Annotated in this window: 15 protein-coding genes; 12 read left to right on the top strand and 3 right to left on the bottom strand. The window is 70.0% G+C overall.

What is annotated here, in order from left to right:
• The first annotated feature begins 259 nt into the window (after nt 1-259).
• The 6 genes from rnc (at nt 260) to ftsY (ending at nt 8,176) form a co-directional block, all read left to right on the top strand.
• The gene (gene rnc / locus Pph01_RS25385) at nt 260-979 is read left to right on the top strand and encodes a ribonuclease III (protein ID WP_239117017.1); all 720 of its coding nucleotides are present in this window, start codon (nt 260-262) and stop codon (nt 977-979) included.
• Nucleotides 980-1,045: 66 nt separating this feature from the next.
• On the top strand, nt 1,046-1,963 hold the full coding sequence (gene mutM, locus Pph01_RS25380) for a bifunctional DNA-formamidopyrimidine glycosylase/DNA-(apurinic or apyrimidinic site) lyase (protein ID WP_204075662.1): 918 nt from the start codon (nt 1,046-1,048) through the stop codon (nt 1,961-1,963).
• 40 nt (nt 1,964-2,003) lie between these two features.
• The gene (locus tag Pph01_RS25375) at nt 2,004-2,279 is read left to right on the top strand and encodes an acylphosphatase (protein WP_204075661.1); all 276 of its coding nucleotides are present in this window, start codon (nt 2,004-2,006) and stop codon (nt 2,277-2,279) included.
• 189 nt (nt 2,280-2,468) lie between these two features.
• Nucleotides 2,469-2,663: a hypothetical protein gene (locus Pph01_RS25370; RefSeq protein ID WP_204075660.1), complete on the top strand. Its 195-nt coding sequence runs from the start codon at nt 2,469-2,471 to the stop codon at nt 2,661-2,663.
• Nucleotides 2,664-3,036: 373 nt separating this feature from the next.
• Nucleotides 3,037-6,744, top strand: a complete 3,708-nt coding sequence (locus tag Pph01_RS25365) for an AAA family ATPase (RefSeq protein ID WP_204075659.1) — start codon at nt 3,037-3,039, stop codon at nt 6,742-6,744.
• A gap of 256 nt (nt 6,745-7,000) precedes the next feature.
• On the top strand, nt 7,001-8,176 hold the full coding sequence (gene ftsY, locus Pph01_RS25360) for a signal recognition particle-docking protein FtsY (protein WP_204075658.1): 1,176 nt from the start codon (nt 7,001-7,003) through the stop codon (nt 8,174-8,176).
• A 47-nt stretch (nt 8,177-8,223) separates the two neighbouring features.
• Here the strand turns inward: ftsY and Pph01_RS25355 are convergent, their stop codons facing one another.
• Nucleotides 8,224-9,297 (bottom strand): PLP-dependent cysteine synthase family protein, encoded by a 1,074-nt coding sequence (locus Pph01_RS25355; RefSeq protein ID WP_204075657.1) that lies wholly within the window; start codon nt 9,295-9,297, stop codon nt 8,224-8,226.
• A 262-nt stretch (nt 9,298-9,559) separates the two neighbouring features.
• On the opposite strand from Pph01_RS25355, the gene Pph01_RS25350 reads away from it, so the two are divergent.
• A complete protein-coding gene (locus Pph01_RS25350; protein WP_203955584.1) occupies nt 9,560-10,156 on the top strand; it encodes a sigma-70 family RNA polymerase sigma factor in 597 nt (198 codons plus the stop codon).
• Nucleotides 10,157-10,227: 71 nt separating this feature from the next.
• Here the strand turns inward: Pph01_RS25350 and Pph01_RS25345 are convergent, their stop codons facing one another.
• Nucleotides 10,228-11,064: a DMT family transporter gene (locus tag Pph01_RS25345; RefSeq protein WP_204075656.1), complete on the bottom strand. Its 837-nt coding sequence runs from the start codon at nt 11,062-11,064 to the stop codon at nt 10,228-10,230.
• 68 nt (nt 11,065-11,132) lie between these two features.
• Here Pph01_RS25345 and Pph01_RS25340 point away from each other — a divergent pair, with 68 nt between their 5' ends.
• From Pph01_RS25340 to Pph01_RS25320, 5 genes are all read left to right on the top strand, one after another.
• Nucleotides 11,133-11,711 (top strand): helix-turn-helix domain-containing protein, encoded by a 579-nt coding sequence (locus tag Pph01_RS25340; RefSeq protein ID WP_204075655.1) that lies wholly within the window; start codon nt 11,133-11,135, stop codon nt 11,709-11,711.
• 142 nt (nt 11,712-11,853) lie between these two features.
• A complete protein-coding gene (locus Pph01_RS25335; protein WP_204075654.1) occupies nt 11,854-12,159 on the top strand; it encodes a hypothetical protein in 306 nt (101 codons plus the stop codon).
• Between the two features lie 33 nt (nt 12,160-12,192).
• The gene (locus Pph01_RS25330; RefSeq protein ID WP_204075653.1) at nt 12,193-13,008 is read left to right on the top strand and encodes a polysaccharide deacetylase family protein; all 816 of its coding nucleotides are present in this window, start codon (nt 12,193-12,195) and stop codon (nt 13,006-13,008) included.
• On the top strand, nt 13,005-14,513 hold the full coding sequence (locus Pph01_RS25325; RefSeq protein ID WP_204075652.1) for a helicase HerA-like domain-containing protein: 1,509 nt from the start codon (nt 13,005-13,007) through the stop codon (nt 14,511-14,513). Before Pph01_RS25330 ends, Pph01_RS25325 begins: the two co-directional genes overlap by 4 nt.
• 56 nt (nt 14,514-14,569) lie before the next feature.
• The gene (locus Pph01_RS25320) at nt 14,570-15,196 is read left to right on the top strand and encodes a DUF2461 domain-containing protein (RefSeq protein WP_204075651.1); all 627 of its coding nucleotides are present in this window, start codon (nt 14,570-14,572) and stop codon (nt 15,194-15,196) included.
• A gap of 3 nt (nt 15,197-15,199) precedes the next feature.
• Here the strand turns inward: Pph01_RS25320 and Pph01_RS25315 are convergent, their stop codons facing one another.
• Entirely contained in the window at nt 15,200-15,820 is a 621-nt protein-coding gene (locus Pph01_RS25315; protein ID WP_204075650.1) for a superoxide dismutase family protein, read from the bottom strand.
• Nucleotides 15,821-16,192: the final 372 nt, after the last annotated feature.

The following is a 16,192-nucleotide window of genomic DNA, read 5'->3' as shown; positions in this document are numbered from 1 at the left end:
GCGGATCGGGACGCCGGCCGGATCGTCAAACGACCCGGCCGGCGTTACCTTGCTTAGAGGCGCGTGCGGTGGCGGTTGGAGCGAAAAACCGGCATTAACGTGCCCGCGGCCGTGGTGGACGCCGGGGCCCCCGACTTCGGTGGCCCGGCGTCCACCACGCCCTCGGGCCTCACATCGATCCACTTGCCTCCGTGCTCGGCTCTGCCATGCATGAGTCAGGAGGACACAAGTGGCTGCACCATCGGGAAAGCCGGTGGCCGTGGAGGTCGCCAGAGACGAGCTTTACCAGGTCATCGAGGTACGGCTCAGCAATCCCATCCTTGAGCGTGCGCTGACGCACCGCTCCTACGCCTACGAGAACGGCGGTCTGCCCACCAACGAGCGCCTGGAGTTCCTCGGCGACTCGGTGCTGGGCCTGGTGGTCACCGACACCCTTTACCGAGGCCACCCCGACCTGCCGGAGGGGCAGCTCGCGAAGCTGCGCGCCGCGGTCGTGAACATGCGGGCGCTCGCCGACGTGGCGCGGACCCTCGGCCTCGGCAAGTACCTCCGGCTCGGGCGCGGCGAGGAGGGCACCGGCGGACGTGACAAGTCGTCGATCCTGGCCGACACGCTGGAGGCCCTCATCGGCACCGTCTACGTCGACAAGGGCCTGGATGAGGCGTTCCGCGTCGTCCACCTGCTCTTCGACCCGCTGATCACCCGGTCGGCGTCGCTGGGCGCCGGGCTCGACTGGAAGACCTCGCTGCAGGAGCTGACCGCCGCCGAGATGCTCGGCGTCCCGGAGTACCACGTCGACGAGAGCGGGCCCGACCACGCCAAGTCGTTCGTGGCGGCGGTGCGCGTGGGCGGCCGGCAGTACGGCACGGGCGCCGGGCGCAGCAAGAAGGAGGCCGAGCAGCAGGCGGCGGAGGCGGCCTGGACGGCGATCCGCGCGCTCAGGGACGCCCGCGAGGGCGCGGGGCTCGGCCAGTCCTGACGGCTCGCCGAAGATCGTCGCCCGGGACCGACAAGGATCCGGGCTCGGCACGAGGGGAGGAGCGGGATGCCCGAACTGCCCGAGGTGGAAGTCGTCCGGCGCGGCCTGGACCGCTGGGTCGCCGGCCGGACCATCGCGTCGGCGGAGGTCCTGCATCCCCGCGCGGTCCGGCGGAACGCGGGAGAGCTTCCCGATCAGCTCAAGGGCCGGACCATCCTGTCCGCGGAGCGCCGCGGCAAGTATCTCTGGCTGCCGCTGCACGACGGCACGGCTGCGGATGAGGGTCGTGCCGTGGAAGGTGAGGCCACTGAGCCGCCTGTGGCCGCCGAGGCGCTGCTGGCGCATCTCGGCATGAGCGGCCAACTGCTCGTGGTGGACTCTCTCGCGCCTCTGGAGAAGCACCTGCGCGTGCGGCTCGGCTTCACCGACGGGGGACCCGACCTCCGGTTCGTGGACCAGCGGACGTTCGGCCACGTCCTGGTCGCCCCCATGGTCCACCGGTCGCCGAGGCCAGTCCCCGAGCCGATCACGCACATCGCCGCCGACCCCCTCGAGAGCGCCTTCGACGACGCGGAGTTCGCGGCCCGGCTCCGGCGGCGCCGTACCGGGATCAAGAGGGCGCTGCTCGACCAGTCGCTGATCAGCGGGGTCGGCAACATCTACGCGGACGAGGCGTTGTGGCGCGCGCGGCTGCACTGGGCGCGTCCTACGGAGACGCTCTCCCGCCCGGCGATCGCGGAGTTGTTGTCGGCCGTCCGCGAGGTCATGTCCGAGGCGCTCGGCCAGGGCGGCACGTCCTTCGACAGCCTCTACGTGAACGTCAACGGCGAGAGCGGCTACTTCGACCGGTCACTCGCCGTGTACGGCAGGCGGGACGAGCCGTGTCCCCGATGCGGGACTCCGGTGCGGCGGGAGGCGTTCATGAACAGGTCGTCCTACAGCTGCCCGAAGTGCCAGCCGACGCCGCGAAATGCCAGGCCATGACAGGTCCCCGCCGAAGGGCAGCCGGGATCGGCCAGCTACTGTGAACGTGGTGAGGTTGACGGCGTGGGTCCGGGGCCGGGTGCAGGGGGTCGGCTTCCGATGGTGGACCCGCGCGAGGGCGCTGGAGCTCGGCCTGGTGGGCTGGGCGGCCAATCTCGCCGACGGCAGAGTCGAGGTCGTGGCGGAAGGGCCCCGGGAGTCGTGCGAGAGGCTTCTGGAGCTGCTGCGCGGGACCGACACGCCAGGTCAGGTGGAGGGGGTGGTGGAGCGCTGGAGCGACGCCAAGGGAAGTATGGCGGGGTTTGTAGAGCGATAGGGCTTCCCTCAAACCACCCAAATGCGGTATATTTACCTACCGAGAGTGCCCACCGGCGGATCCGTACGGAGCGTTCAGCTTGACCGCCTCCATTGCCGGTGCGACTCTTGAGAGGAACCACGCGCACCCCTCCCGCGGCAATGAAGTGCGCGAACCAGTCTGGTCACTCAGCGTGGAGGACCCTTTACTATGGCGAAGGCTCTACTCGGCCACGTCGGCGGTCCTGACCCTCGGATGGTCTCGGAAATGCGCCGTCTCCAGCAGCGCATCCGGGATCTGGAGGCAGAACTAACCCGGCTCCAGGCACAGAACGACGCGCTGTCGGCGCAAACTCGTGAAGAGACCCTGGTCCGGCTGCAGGATCGCGAGCCGGCTCTCACTTGAGAGACCGGCCCAAAAAGGAAGGATTGTCAGGGACGCCCGCAAAGGCGTCCCTTGTCATTTGTGGAAACCGTTCGACCGCCATTCACTCGCCGGTCAAGTGTCCGCAAAGTCCATTTTCGTACTGGCTGGTAGTTCCATCGGTGATTTGTCGTTGACATCCGGTGTTTCGTGAACTGCCTGGGCCGTCCTCGTCGGCGACCGGCTCGGCGGATCCGCGCGACCTTCACAGGCCTGATCGGCTTTCGCGGGGGCAGTATGCCCCGTTGCCGGGGACCACGTCGCCGGAACCGGTGTCATGGGGTCTATCCGACGTCTCGGCACTGCCGGGACCGGTAGTCTTCCCCGATAAGTCTTGCGTCAGGGAGGGGGCCGCGTGTATCTGAAGACGCTCACCCTGCGCGGCTTCAAATCCTTCGCCTCAGCCACGTCCCTGCGTTTCGAGCCCGGCATCACCTGTGTGGTCGGCCCCAACGGCTCAGGAAAGTCCAACGTCGTCGACGCCCTCGCCTGGGTCATGGGCGAGCACAGCGCCAAGTCGCTGCGCGGCGGCAAGATGGAGGACGTGATCTTCGCGGGCACTTCGAGTCGCCCGCCGCTCGGCCGTGCCGAGGTGACGCTGACCATCGACAACTCCGATGGCGCGCTGCCGATCGACTACACCGAGGTGACGATCAGCCGGCTGATGTTCCGGTCGGGGCAGAGCGAGTACGCCATCAACGGCGACACCTGCCGCCTGCTCGACATCCAGGAACTCCTGTCCGACTCCGGCATCGGCCGCGAGATGCACGTCATCGTCGGCCAGGGCCAGCTCGACCAGGTGCTCCACGCAGGCCCGGAGGAGCGCCGCGCGTTCATCGAGGAGGCCGCCGGCGTCCTCAAGCACCGCAAGCGCAAGGAGAAGGCGCTTCGCAAGCTCGACGCGATGCAGGCCAACCTCACCCGCGTGCAGGACCTGGCCACCGAGCTTCGGCGCCAGCTCAAACCACTGGGACGGCAGGCGGAGATCGCCCGCAAGGCCGCCGTCATCCAGGCCGACCTGCGCGACGCCCGGCTGCGCCTGCTCGCCGACGACGTCGTGAACCTGCGGGAGGTCCTGCAGCGGGAGGCGGCCGACGAGGCGGCCGTCCTCGCCCGGCGCACCCAGGTCGAGACCGAGCTGGCCGACGGCCAGCGACGGGAGGCCGAGCTGGAGGCGGCGGAGAACGACGCCCAGCCCCGCCTGAAGGCCGTCCAGGAGACCTTCTACCGCCTGTCGGCCCTCAAGGAGAGGCTCCGCGGCGTGGAGAGCCTCGCGGCCGAACGGGGACGGCACGCCGCGGACGCCGCCTCGATCGAACGTCGCGGCCGCGACCCGGAAGACCTCGAGCGCGAGGCCGCCGAGGTGAGGGAGCAGGAACAGGCGCTGTCCGACGAGCTCGACGAGGCACGCGACCGGCTGGAAGCGGCCGTGGAGATCCGTGCCGAGGCGGAGGAGGCGCTCGCCGCCGAGGAACGCCGCCTGTCCGTCGCGGCCCGCGCGGCCGCCGACAGGCGTGAGGCGCTCGCCAGGCTCCGGGGCCAGGTCGAGTCCGCCAGGAGCCGCGCCCGCGCCGCGAGTGACGAGATCGGCCGCCTGACCAAGGCCGTCGAGGACGCACACCACCGGGCCGAGCGGGCGCAGTCCGACTGCGACGCGCACGAGCTCGGCGAGCCCGTGGCCGATCCGGAGCTGGCCGCCGAGTTCGAGGCGGCCCAGGAGGGCGTCGACCTAGCCAGGGCCGCCGTCGAGGTGGCACGGGGCGTGGCCGAACAGGCCGAGACCGCCGTGGAGCAGGCCAAGGCCGCCGCCTCCGCGCCGCGCGAGGCGCTCGGCGCCGCCAAATCGGCCGTCGGGGCGGCACAGGCCGCCGACCAGGAGTCGCAGCGTGCCGTCGCCGCGCTCCGGGCACGCCGCGAGGCGCTGGAGATGAGTCTCGCCGGAGGCGTCGACGGGGCAGCCGCCCTGCTCGGCGCCGACCTCCCCGGCGTCCTCGGCCCGATCGCCACCATGCTCGCCGTCCGGCCGGGGGCCGAGGCGGCCGTCGCCGCGGTCCTGACGGCCGACGCCGTCACCGTCGACTCCCTGAACGCCGCCGTGGCCGCCCTGGAGCACCTGCGGGTCGCCGACGGAGGCAGGACGGCACTGCTGATCGCCGGCGACGGCCAGGCCGTCCCGGCGCGGGCGGCCGTCGACGGTGCGGAATGGGCCGCCGACCTGGTCACCGTGCCGGAGGCGCTCCGGACCACCGTCGACGCCCTTCTGGCGGACGTGGTGGTCGTCGACGATCTCGCCTCGGCGCGGAAGGTCGTGGAGGCCGAGCCGAGCCTGCGGGCCGTAACCCGTTCGGGGGACGTCCTCGGGGCACACTCGGCGCATGGCGGTTCCGGAAGTGTGGCCTCGCCGCTACAGGTGCGGGCCGCGCTCGACGAGGCGGCCGCCGACCTCGCCACCGCCGAGACAGCCGCGGAGACCCACGCGCTCGCCCTCGAAGAGGCCGCGGCGGCCGAGGAGGAGACCCAGCTCGCGCTCGACGCGGCGCAGGCGCGCGTCGGCGAGGCGCAAAACGGTCTCACCATGGCGCAGAACGGCATCAACAGCGCGCAGACCGGGCTGAACGCGGCCCAGTCCGTGCTCGACCGGCTGCGGGGCCGTCAGCGGGACGCCGACCAGAAGGCGGCCGCGGCCGCCAAGGAGCTCGCCCGGCTCGAAGCGGCCGTTAAGGCGGCCCAGGACGAGGCCGCCCGGCTGGCGAAAGCCGTACAGGACGGCGAACAGGCCCGTGAGCTGGCCCAGGCGGCGGTCGTCGAGCTGGAGGAGCAGCTGGCCGAGGCGGAGTACGCCCAGGAGCTGGAGGCCGAGCCGACCACCGACACGCGTGACGAGCTCGCCGCCGCCGTAGGGGTGACGCGCCAGGCCGAGATGGAGTCCAGGCTCACCGTCAGGACGTCCGAGGAACGCGTCAGGGGCATAGCCGGCCGGGCCGACGGGCTGATGCGCGCGGCCCGGCGGGAACGGGACGACCGCGCGCGTGCGGCTGCGCAACGGGAGCGGCGCCGCAGGCAGGCCGAGGTCGCCGCCGGCGTGGTCGGCGCAGCGCAGATCGCGCTGAAGGCGCTGGATTCCTCGCTCACGCGGGCCGCGGAAGAGCGCGACGAGGCGGAGCGGGCACGCGGCGAGATCGACGCCGAGCTCAAGGCCGTACGGCTCCGCGTCCGCGCCCTCAGCTCGGAGCTGGACACCCTGGTCAACCGCGCTCACGGCAGCGAGATGGCCAGGACCGAGCAGCGCCTGCGGCTCGAGCAGATGGAAGAGCGGGCGCTGGAGGAGTACGGCGTCGAGCTGGAGCCCCTCATCTCCGAGTACGGGCCGAGCGTCCCGGTGCCCGGCGACCCGCCGGTGCCGTACGTCCGCGAGGAGCAGGAGAAGCGGGCGAGAACGGCCGACAAGCAGATGACCCAGCTGGGCAAGGTCAACCCGCTCGCGCTCGAGGAGTTCGCCGCGCTCGAGGAACGGCACGCCTTCCTCAGCTCGCAGCTCGAAGACCTCAAGAAGACCCGCAGGGACCTCCTGCTCGTCGTCAAGGAGGTCGACGACCGGGTCGAACAGGTCTTCTCCGCCGCCTACGAGGACGTGGCCAGGGAGTTCTCCCAGATCTTCGAGCGGGTCTTCCCCGGCGGCGACGGGCGTCTGCTGCTGACCGACCCGTCCGACATGCTCACCACGGGAGTCGAGGTCGAGGCCCGGCCACCGGGCAAGAAGGTCAAGCGGCTGTCGCTGCTGTCCGGCGGTGAGCGGTCCCTGACCGCCGTGGCGTTCCTCATCTCCATCTTCAAGGCCCGCCCGTCGCCGTTCTACGTGATGGACGAGGTCGAGGCCGCCCTCGACGATACCAACACCCAGCGGCTGCTGACCCTCTTCGAGGAACTGCGCCAGAGTTCGCAGCTCATCGTCATCACGCACCAGAAGCGGACGATGGAGATCGCCGACGCGCTGTACGGAGTCTCCATGCGCGGCGACGGCGTCACCCAGGTGGTGAGCCAGCGCCTGCGCGAGCACGCGTGACATTGGCGCTCGCTCCGCTCTGTGTTTGATGGCCTCTCCTTCGGAGAGGCGGGCTCGGGGCGCCCGGAGGCGATGTCTTCCCTCGTCGCTCGGGGTCGCTCGTTCCTCGCTCCCCACTCTCTCCTCAGTCCAGACACCGCCGCGCCCCTCGCGGTGATGCCTGTGCACGTCATTCGGGTGGAGAGTCGGGCCGGATATGGCCGTGTGACGAGGTTTGGTGACCGGAGCAGTGCGGTGTGTCTGGGAAACTGCATTTGTGGATGGTTACCTCGGCGTCATCGTGATCGTGGCCGTCGTCGCCGTACTGGCGGTCGGTGGCCTGTTCCTCTACTTCCGGCCCAAGGCCAAGGACCGCCCCACGGTGGAGGCGCCTCCGGCGCCGCGCGCCCCGGGCGTCGAAGAGCCGCAAGCCGGCGGTCGTGGCGACCAGGAAGGCGGCGTGACCACGACGCTGCCCCCGCCGGCGCCCGCCGAGGAGCTCGTCAAGGCGCCGGAGATCGAGATCCCGCCGCCGTCCGCGGGCAGAATGGTCCGGCTGCGCGGGCGCCTGGCCCGTTCGCAGAGCGCGTTCGGCAGGGGACTGCTCGAACTGCTCTCGCGGGACCGGCTCGACGACGAGGTCTGGGACGAGATCGAGGAGAACCTGATCACCGCCGACGTCGGCGTGGCCCCGACCCGGGCCATCGTCGAGGATCTCCGTACGAAGGTGAAGGTCCTCGGCACCCGCACGCCGGTCGAGGTCAGGGCGATGTTGCGCGAGGAGCTGCTCACCCAGATCGCCCCCGAGCTCGACCGCACCCTGCACGTCCGGCCGCACGGCGAGCGCCCTGCGGTGGTCCTGATCGTGGGGGTCAACGGCACCGGCAAGACCACCACGTCGGGCAAGCTCGCCCGGGTGCTGATCGGCGACGGGAACAAGGTCGTCCTCGGCGCCGCCGACACGTTCCGCGCGGCGGCGGCGGACCAGCTCCAGACCTGGGGTGACCGGGTGGGTGCGGCCGTGGTCCGGGGGCCGGAGGGCGGCGACCCCGCGTCCGTGGCATTCGACGCCGTGGCCAAGGGCTTCGAGGACCATGTGGACACCGTCATCGTCGACACGGCCGGTCGTCTGCACACCAAGACCGGCCTGATGGACGAGCTCGGCAAGGTCAAGCGAGTGATCGAGAAGCGGGCGCTGGTCGACGAGGTGCTCCTGGTCCTCGATGCGACCACGGGCCAGAACGGCATGCGCCAGGCCCAGGTGTTCGCCGAGGTGGTCAACATCACAGGCATCGCGCTGACCAAGCTCGACGGCACCGCCAAGGGCGGCATCGTGATCTCGGTCCAGCGTGAGCTGGGCGTACCGGTCAAGCTTGTGGGGCTCGGGGAGGGTCCCGACGACCTGGCCCCGTTCGACCCCGAGGTGTTCGTCGACGCCATCCTCGGCGACTGACGGCGACCCTCGCCGCGGGGCCTGAGCGGCCCCGCGACGGGAGGGGTTCAGCTCCGCAGGAACTGGCGGAGGTCGGCGAGGTGGGGCTCGATGTCGATGCCCTTGTCGGCCAGCCATTGGTCGTCGCCGTAGGTGTCCCGGTAACGCTCGCCGCCGTCGCAGATCAACGTGACGACGCTGCCCTTTTCTCCCCGGGCCCGCATCTCCTTGACGATCTCCACCGCCGCCGCGACGTTGGTGCCCGTCGAGCCGCCGACGTCCCGCCGCGTGACCTCCTTCACCCAGTGCATGGCGGCGATCGACACGGCATCGGGCACGTGGGTCATCCGGTCGATCACGGTGGGCAGGAACGACGGCTCGACGCGGGGCCGTCCGATCCCCTCGATCCGGGATCCTGGGCCGGTGGCGAGGTCGTCTCCCGAGATCCACGAGGGGAAGAACGCCGAGCCTTCGGGATCGGCGACGCACAGCTGGGTCGCGTGGCGGCGGTACCTGATGTAGCGCCCGATCGTCGCGGACGTGCCTCCGGTGCCCGCTCCCACCACGATCCACGCGGGCTCCGGGTGCCGCTCATGGGTCATCTGCTGGAAGATGCTCTCGGCGATGTTGTTGTTGCCCCGCCAGTCGGTCGCCCGCTCCGCGTAGGTGAACTGGTCCATGTAGTGGCCACCTGTCACCCAGGCGAGCTTCCTGGACTCCTCGTAGATCGCCCCGGGGTCGTCGACGAGGTGGCATTTGCCGCCGTAGAACTCGATGATCTCCCGCTTCTCCGGTGAGGTGGTGGTCGGGATCACGGCGATGAACGGCAGTCCCAGGAGCCGGGCGAAGTAGGCCTCGCTGACCGCGGTCGATCCGCTGGACGCCTCGATGATCGTGGTCGTGGGGCCGATCCACCCGTTGGCCAGGCCGTACAGGAAAAGTGAGCGGGCGAGCCGGTGTTTGAGTGAACCGGTCGGGTGCACCGACTCGTCTTTCAAGTAGAGGTCCACGCCCCAGTGAGAGGGGAGGGGGAACACATGCAGGTGCGTGTCACAACTGCGGTTCGCGTCGGCTTCCACGGCCAAGATGGCGTCGGCGGCCCAGGCCCGCGTGACGGGATCATGCCGGTTCACGTGTTTCATGCCGATACTTTAGCGAGTGAGGTTTGCCACACTTTACTCCGGATTGAGGCTGGAGTGTTACGCTACTGAGATTCGTCCGGCCCGCACGTGATCTGCCCGTGCCGGGCGCCTGGCCTGAGCGACCCCGCTGAACAGGTGAAACATTTAACACCATTCTTAGGGTTCGGCTGGGACGATGTCCCGGGACCGCAAATGAACCAGGCCTCCTCGCATGGGTCGATGCCGGACGGGTAACGGGGGAGAAGTTCCGTAGGGGGAAGAGATGATCTCGATGACTGAAGAGCAGCGACACGCGTGGTTCGAGCGCGACGTCGTCCCGGTTACCGGTCAGCTCTACGCGTCCGCCATGCGGCTCACCCGTAACCCGGCCGACGCGGAGGACCTGGTCCAGGAGACCGTGGCGAAGGCCTACACCTCCTACCACCAGTTCCGTGAGGGCACGAACCTCAAGGCGTGGCTGCACCGCATCCTCACCAACAACTTCATCAACGACTACCGGAAGAAGCAGCGCTCGCCGAAGCTGTCCACGGCTGAGGACATCGAGGACTGGCAGCTCGCCGCCGCCGAGTCCCACACCTCGACCGGGCTGCGCTCGGCGGAGAACGAGGCGCTCGACCAGCTGCCCGACAGCGTCGTGATGGACGCCCTGCGCTCCCTTCCGGAGGAGTTCCGCATGGCCGTCTACCTGGCCGACGTCGAGGGGTTCGCCTACAAGGAGATCGCCGACCGCATGGGCACGCCCATCGGCACGGTGATGTCCCGGCTCCACCGCGGCCGCCGGCAGCTTCGCGGAATGCTCGAGGGCTACGCGCGTGAAGAGGGCGTGGTCCGAGTACCCGAGCCCGCTGTGGCCGCCTGAGATCAACCTCTTCCTCGCGGTTCCCCTGGTACGGCTGTCGCATCGCGGCAGCCGTACCTGTGTGTCCGGGGTCAGGCGGCGGCGATGAGAGCGATGGCCCCCAGCGCGAAGCCGACCCCGGTGATCTGCACCGGGCTCAGCCGTTCACCGAGGACGTACCGCGCCAGCAGCAGGGTGCTCGCGGGGTAGAGCGACACCAGGACGGCGATCAGGCTCAGCAGGCCGCGCTGGGCGGCGAGGAGATAGAGCACGTTGGCGGCCATGTCGAGCAGCCCGGCGGCGAAGGTCACCCGCAGCGTCCCCGGGATGGGGCGCAGGCTCCTGCGCGTCGCGACCGCGAGCAGCGCGACCAGCGCGATCGACGCGATACGGGCGCCGAGGAGCGGCCACACGCCCGAATCCTCCGGGGCCAGCTTCAAGAGGATGAAGAAGCCGCCGAACCCCGCGCCGGAGGCGAGGGCGTTGAGGATCGAGCCGATCCGGGAACCGTGCGCCGGGTCGTTCGGCGACCGGCTGACCAGGGTCACGGCGAACAGGCCGAGAACCACCCCCACGAGCGCCAGTGACGACGGACGCTCTCCGGTGATCAGGCCGAAGATCACCGGCACCGCCATCGAGGCGGTGGCGGTGGTGGGGGCGACCACCGACATCACACCGGTGGCCAGACCCCGGTAGAACATCACGATTCCGCAGGCGCCGGCCACACCCGAGGCCATTCCCCACAGCAGGGCCGCCGGGCTCGGGGACCCCGGCAGGAAGGCGAGCAGCGGCACGATCAGCAGCAGCCCCCCGATCTGGGAGAACACGACGACCGCGAGCACGCGCGAGCGCCTGGTGGCGAGACCTCCGAAGAAGTCGGCCGTCCCGAAGATCACCGCGCATGCGGTCGCCAGTACAGCCGCTGTCACTGATCGCCATCCAATCGACATTCATGAGAGTGCAATGGATTGTATATGTGAATCACTAGACTGTACTCATGCCGGATCCGGAGACCCTCGCCGCCGCCATCGCGGCCAACGTCCGAGGGCAGCGAGCCCACCGCGGGATGACGCTCGACGAACTCGCCGCACGATCGAACGTGAGCCGCGGCATGCTCATCCAGATCGAGCAGGGCAGGACCAACCCCAGCGTGAACACCCTCAGCCGGATCGGCGACGCGCTCGGCGTGACCGTCGGACGGCTGGTCGAGGTCTCGGACACCCCCGTGGTGCGGATCGTCCACGCGGCCGACATCGTGACGTTCGAGCACGGCGGGGGCGGCTCGGCGCGGCTGCTCGTCGGCACCGACGCCCCCGCGATCCTCGAGTTGTGGGACTGGCAGCTCGGGCCCGGTGAGCTTCACGACGGCGACGCGCACCCCGCCGGGACGCGAGAAATGATCACGGTTCTCGAGGGTGAGCTCACGCTCAGCCTGTACGGCAAGAGCCATGTCGTGGGGACGGGCGACGCGGTCGTCTTCAGCGCCGACCGCCCGCACCGCTACGCCAACGAGGGCGACGTCCCGCTCCGGTTCGTCATGGTGGTCACCGAACCCGCCGAACGGCTTGATGACTGACGGGTACGGCTGCGCGGTGACGCTCCGGAGTCTCATGATTACTCCATGAGTGTGCGAGGGCCGGCTCAAGGTTGGGTACATCCCTTTTTGTGTGCCTCTCTTCGGCGACGGATCGTGAGCGTCCATCAGCGGGTGGTGGCGGGTGAGTGATTCGCAGGCCGCGCTGGAGAAACTCCGCGCGGAGCTCGCCGTGCTCGGGGTTCCCGACGCGTACGAGATCGGGGACGAAGTCACCCTCTCGGTCTGGATCGGCCTGGTCGTCAGCTTCCGGGAGGGTCTTTACCGTTGGCGCGAGGGTGCCGTGAAATGCCGGCACCTGGGTACGGATCCTGTCGGATGCGCCATCCGGGTCGCCCGGCGGTATGCCGAGCTCAAGGCACACGAGCCGCCCTGGTGGGAAGACCTGGCCAAGGTTCTCAGGGGGGAAGGGGTCAAGGAGCATCCGTAGATTCCGCGCCCCCCGAGCTCTCCGGGGGGTCGTATGCGGGTCGGACTGCTGCTGTTGTCATTGCTGCTCGCCGCGGGCTGTGGTGAGGCAAGGTCGTCCGCGGTCCCGAGTCCGTCCTCGAAGTCCCATCACGCGTTCCGCGCGGGCGCCCAGTTCGACGCCCAGGTCTTCGGCAACCGGCTGGCGGGCAGGCAGCGCGGCTGGCCGGGCCCACGCATGCCGGTTGCCCCGCCGCCCAGGAAGATCGACTGCAAACAGCTCAAATGTGTGGCGCTGACCTTCGACGACGGACCGGGCGACCGAACGGACGCCGTGCTGGACACCCTGGCCGCCCACCGCGCCCGCGCGACGTTCTTCATGCTCGGCCAGATGGTCACCGACGAGACCCGCGGCTTCGTGCGCCGGATGGTCTCCGAGGGACACGAGCTGGGCAACCACTCGTGGGACCACCCCTCCCTCGTGGGCCTGTCGCCGGAGGCGCTGCGGCGCGAGCTCCAGCGCACACAGGACGTGGTGCAGCAGGTCGCCGGCGTCAGGATGCGCCTGATGCGCCCGCCGTACGGGTCGACCGACAAGCGCGTGGAGGACGCGACGAGGGAGGAGGGGCTCGCCCAGATCCTGTGGGACCTCGACACGCTCGACTGGAGGGACCGCAACGCCGCCCTGGTGGCCAAGCGGTCCGGTGAGGCGAAACCCGGCGACATCGTCCTGATGCACGACATCCACCCGACCACGGTCGAGGCGCTGCCTCGCCTGCTCGACGAGCTGGATCGCAAGCACTTCACGTACGTGACGGTCTCCGAGCTCATCGGCAGCCCCACTCCCGGAAAGGCGTACCACAAGGAATGAAGGGCTACGACTTCCCGGGGCCCGCCCTTGAGCTGGGGGCGCTGGTGAAAGACGACGGCACGGCCGACCCGTCGTCGCCGATCCGGATCCCGCTCGCGATGATGAACCGGCACGGGCTCGTCGCCGGGGCGACCGGCACGGGCAAGACCAAGACGCTCCAGCTCATGGCCGAGCAACTGTCCGCCCAGGGCGTCCCGGTCTTCCTCGCCGACGTGAAGGGCGACCTGTCCGGCATGGCCTCGCCGGGCGTCCCCTCCGATCGCACCGCGCAGCGGGCGGCCGAGGTGGGTCAGTCCTGGACGGGCGTGGCATGCCCCGTCGAGTTCTTCTCCCTTGGCGGCATGGGGGAGGGCATCCCGCTTCGCGCCACCATGACGGCCTTCGGGCCCACGCTGCTCTCCAAGGTCCTCGGACTCAACGAGACCCAGGAGTCGTCGCTCGGCCTGGTCTTCTACTTCGCCGACCAGCACGGCATGCCGCTGCTCGACCTGAAGGACCTCATCGCGGTCATCACCTATCTGACCGACACGCCCGAGGCGCTGAAGGGCATCGGCGGCCTGTCGCCGGCGACGGCGGGGGTCATCCTGCGCGCGGTGGTCAACTTCCAGGCGCAGGGCGCCGACGCGTTCTTCGGCGAGCCCGAGTTCGACGCCCGCGACCTGCTGCGGCAGGCGCCGGACGGCCGCGGAGTCGTCTCCATCCTGGAGCTGCCCGCCGTACAGGACCGGCCCCGGCTGTTCTCCACGTTCCTGATGTGGCTGCTCGCCGATCTGTTCGAGGCGCTGCCCGAGGTGGGCGATCCCGACAAGCCCAAGCTCGTGTTCTTCTTCGACGAGGCCCACCTGCTGTTCAGCGACGCCTCCAAGGCGTTCCTGGAGTCGATCACGCAGACCGTGCGGCTGATCCGCTCGAAGGGCGTCGGCGTCTTCCTCGTCACCCAGACGCCCAAGGACGTGCCGGCCGACGTGCTGGCCCAACTCGGCGCCCGGGTGCAGCACGCCCTGCGGGCCTTCACCCCGCAGGACGCCAAGGCGCTGAAGGCGACCGTCTCGACCTTCCCCGAGTCGGCGTATGACCTGCAGCGGCTGCTGACGGAGCTTGGCATCGGGGAGGCGGTCGTGACCGTGCTCTCGGAGACGGGAGCCCCCACACCGGTCGCCTGGACCCGTCTGTGCGCCCCGCAGTCGCTGATGGCGCCCTCGGACCCCGCCGTGGTCCGCGGGGTCGTCGGGGCCTCTGCGCTCCTCGCCAAGTACGGCACGGCGATCGATCGTGAGTCGGCCTACGAGATGCTCAGCTCCCGCCTGGCCGTGCCCGCCTCCACCGACACCTACGGCGCTCCTCCCCGGGAGCCGGAGCGACGGCAGCGCGAGGAACGCAAGAAGTCGGTGCTCGAAGGCGTCCTCGGCTCGTCGGAGTTCAGGTCGCTCGCCCGCTCCGCCGCGTCGGCGCTGGGCCGGGAGATCACCCGCTCGATCTTCGGCACCGCGAGACGGCGGCGCTGACCGCGCACGCCCCTTCGGCGGCGTCGTTGTCGGCGGGGCGTGCGAAGGTGGGTGCCATGGGATTCAGCGGGTTTCCTGACGAGGCGCTCATCTTCTACGAGGGCCTCGTGGCCGACAACTCCAAGTCGTACTGGGCGGCCAACAAAGAGCTCTACGACAACGCGGTGAAGGCGCCGATGCTCGCGCTGATGGACGAGCTGGCCCCCGAGTTCGGTACGCCACACCTGTTCCGGCCCAATCGGGATGTGCGCTTCGCGAAGGACAAGTCGCCCTACAAGACCCATCAGGGTGCGTACGTGCAGGTGGGCGTCGACGGCGTCGGCTACTACGTCCAGCTCGACGCCGAGGGGCTCTACGTGGCCGGCGGCTGGTGGGCGGGGGGAGACCAGATCGTCCGCTTCCGGGACGCTCTCGACGACGACGTGGCGGGCGGCGGGCTCGAGTCCGCGCTCGCGTCACTGCCGCCGGAGCTGACCGTCGGGGGCGACCGCCTCAAGACCCGGCCGCGTGGCGCGCCGGAGGACCACCCGCGACTGGAGCTGCTCCGGCACAAGTCGCTGCACGCCGGCCGCCGCTTCGAGCCGGAGTTGTGGCTGAACACTCCGGAGGCCCTCGACCGGGTCCGCGCCACCTGGCGGTCGCTGACCCCGCTGGTCGACTGGCTGAGGATCCACCTCGGCTGAACGTCAGGTGAGGACTCTGATCACGCCGCACCCGACCCGGTCGCCCGCGTCCCCGGACTTGAGCGTGGCCGAGTCCGGCCCCATGGTGCCCGTCGCGTCGGAGGGGTGCGTGTAACGCGTGGGGATGTTGGCGAAGTTGTCGGCCTTGGCGTGCACGACGACCGCGCTGCCGTCGGTGTCCGCCAGTTGCGGGATGGCGAACCGGTCGGTCACGAAGGACGCGTTGGCGGTCCCGTCGCCCGCCACGAGCAGGGAGGGCAGGTTGCCGGCCGCCATGCCGTACGAGCCGGCGCTCGGGTCGAGGTGGCCGCCCGCGCTGGAGAACGGGCTGCCCGTGGCCGCGTCCACCGAACTCGGGTCGCACACTCCCGCGGTGTGGATGTGGAGACCGTGGAATCCGGGGGCGAGGCCGCGGATGTTGACCGTGACCCGCGACTTGGTCATGTCGTAACGCTCGATGCGCAGGGTGCCGAGCGCGGTCCCGGCGGTGTCCTTGATCACGGCGATGGCCGACGGGCCCGCTGGGGGACGAGCCGGTTCCGATTGGGCCAGGACACCTGTGCCGACGCAGATGACGAGGTTCGCGGCCAGGGCGAGATGGGTCTTCCGAATCATGGACGGCATGGACGGCTCCTTCGTGTGCGCTCGTGACCTGGCACAGGAGAGCACGGCCCACAGCGGGGGAGGGACGGGGAAACGCCGCTCGTGGAGCGCAGTTTGCCCCCACCTTGCCGACTCCCGCCCCTCCCGGGCGTGATCATGCACAGGTTCGGGTAATCGGCCGCGGACCTGGGCGAACGTCGCCCGTGATCATGCACAGATTAGATGAAAGGTCGCCTGATCAGCGAAAACGCCCCTCGTGGTCATGCACGATGGCATGTCCACGAGGGGCGTCGTCACACTTCACGTCGCCGGAGTCGTGACCGGCAGGTTTTGACGCGGCCCGACGCCAGTACGGCGGAGCCGGCCTGAGGCCCCGCCGTGCGGAGTCGGTCG

The organism is Planotetraspora phitsanulokensis (genome assembly GCF_016863295.1).
Lineage (GTDB): Bacteria > Actinomycetota > Actinomycetes > Streptosporangiales > Streptosporangiaceae > Planotetraspora > Planotetraspora phitsanulokensis.
This window is presented reverse-complemented; position numbering and strand designations above follow the sequence as displayed.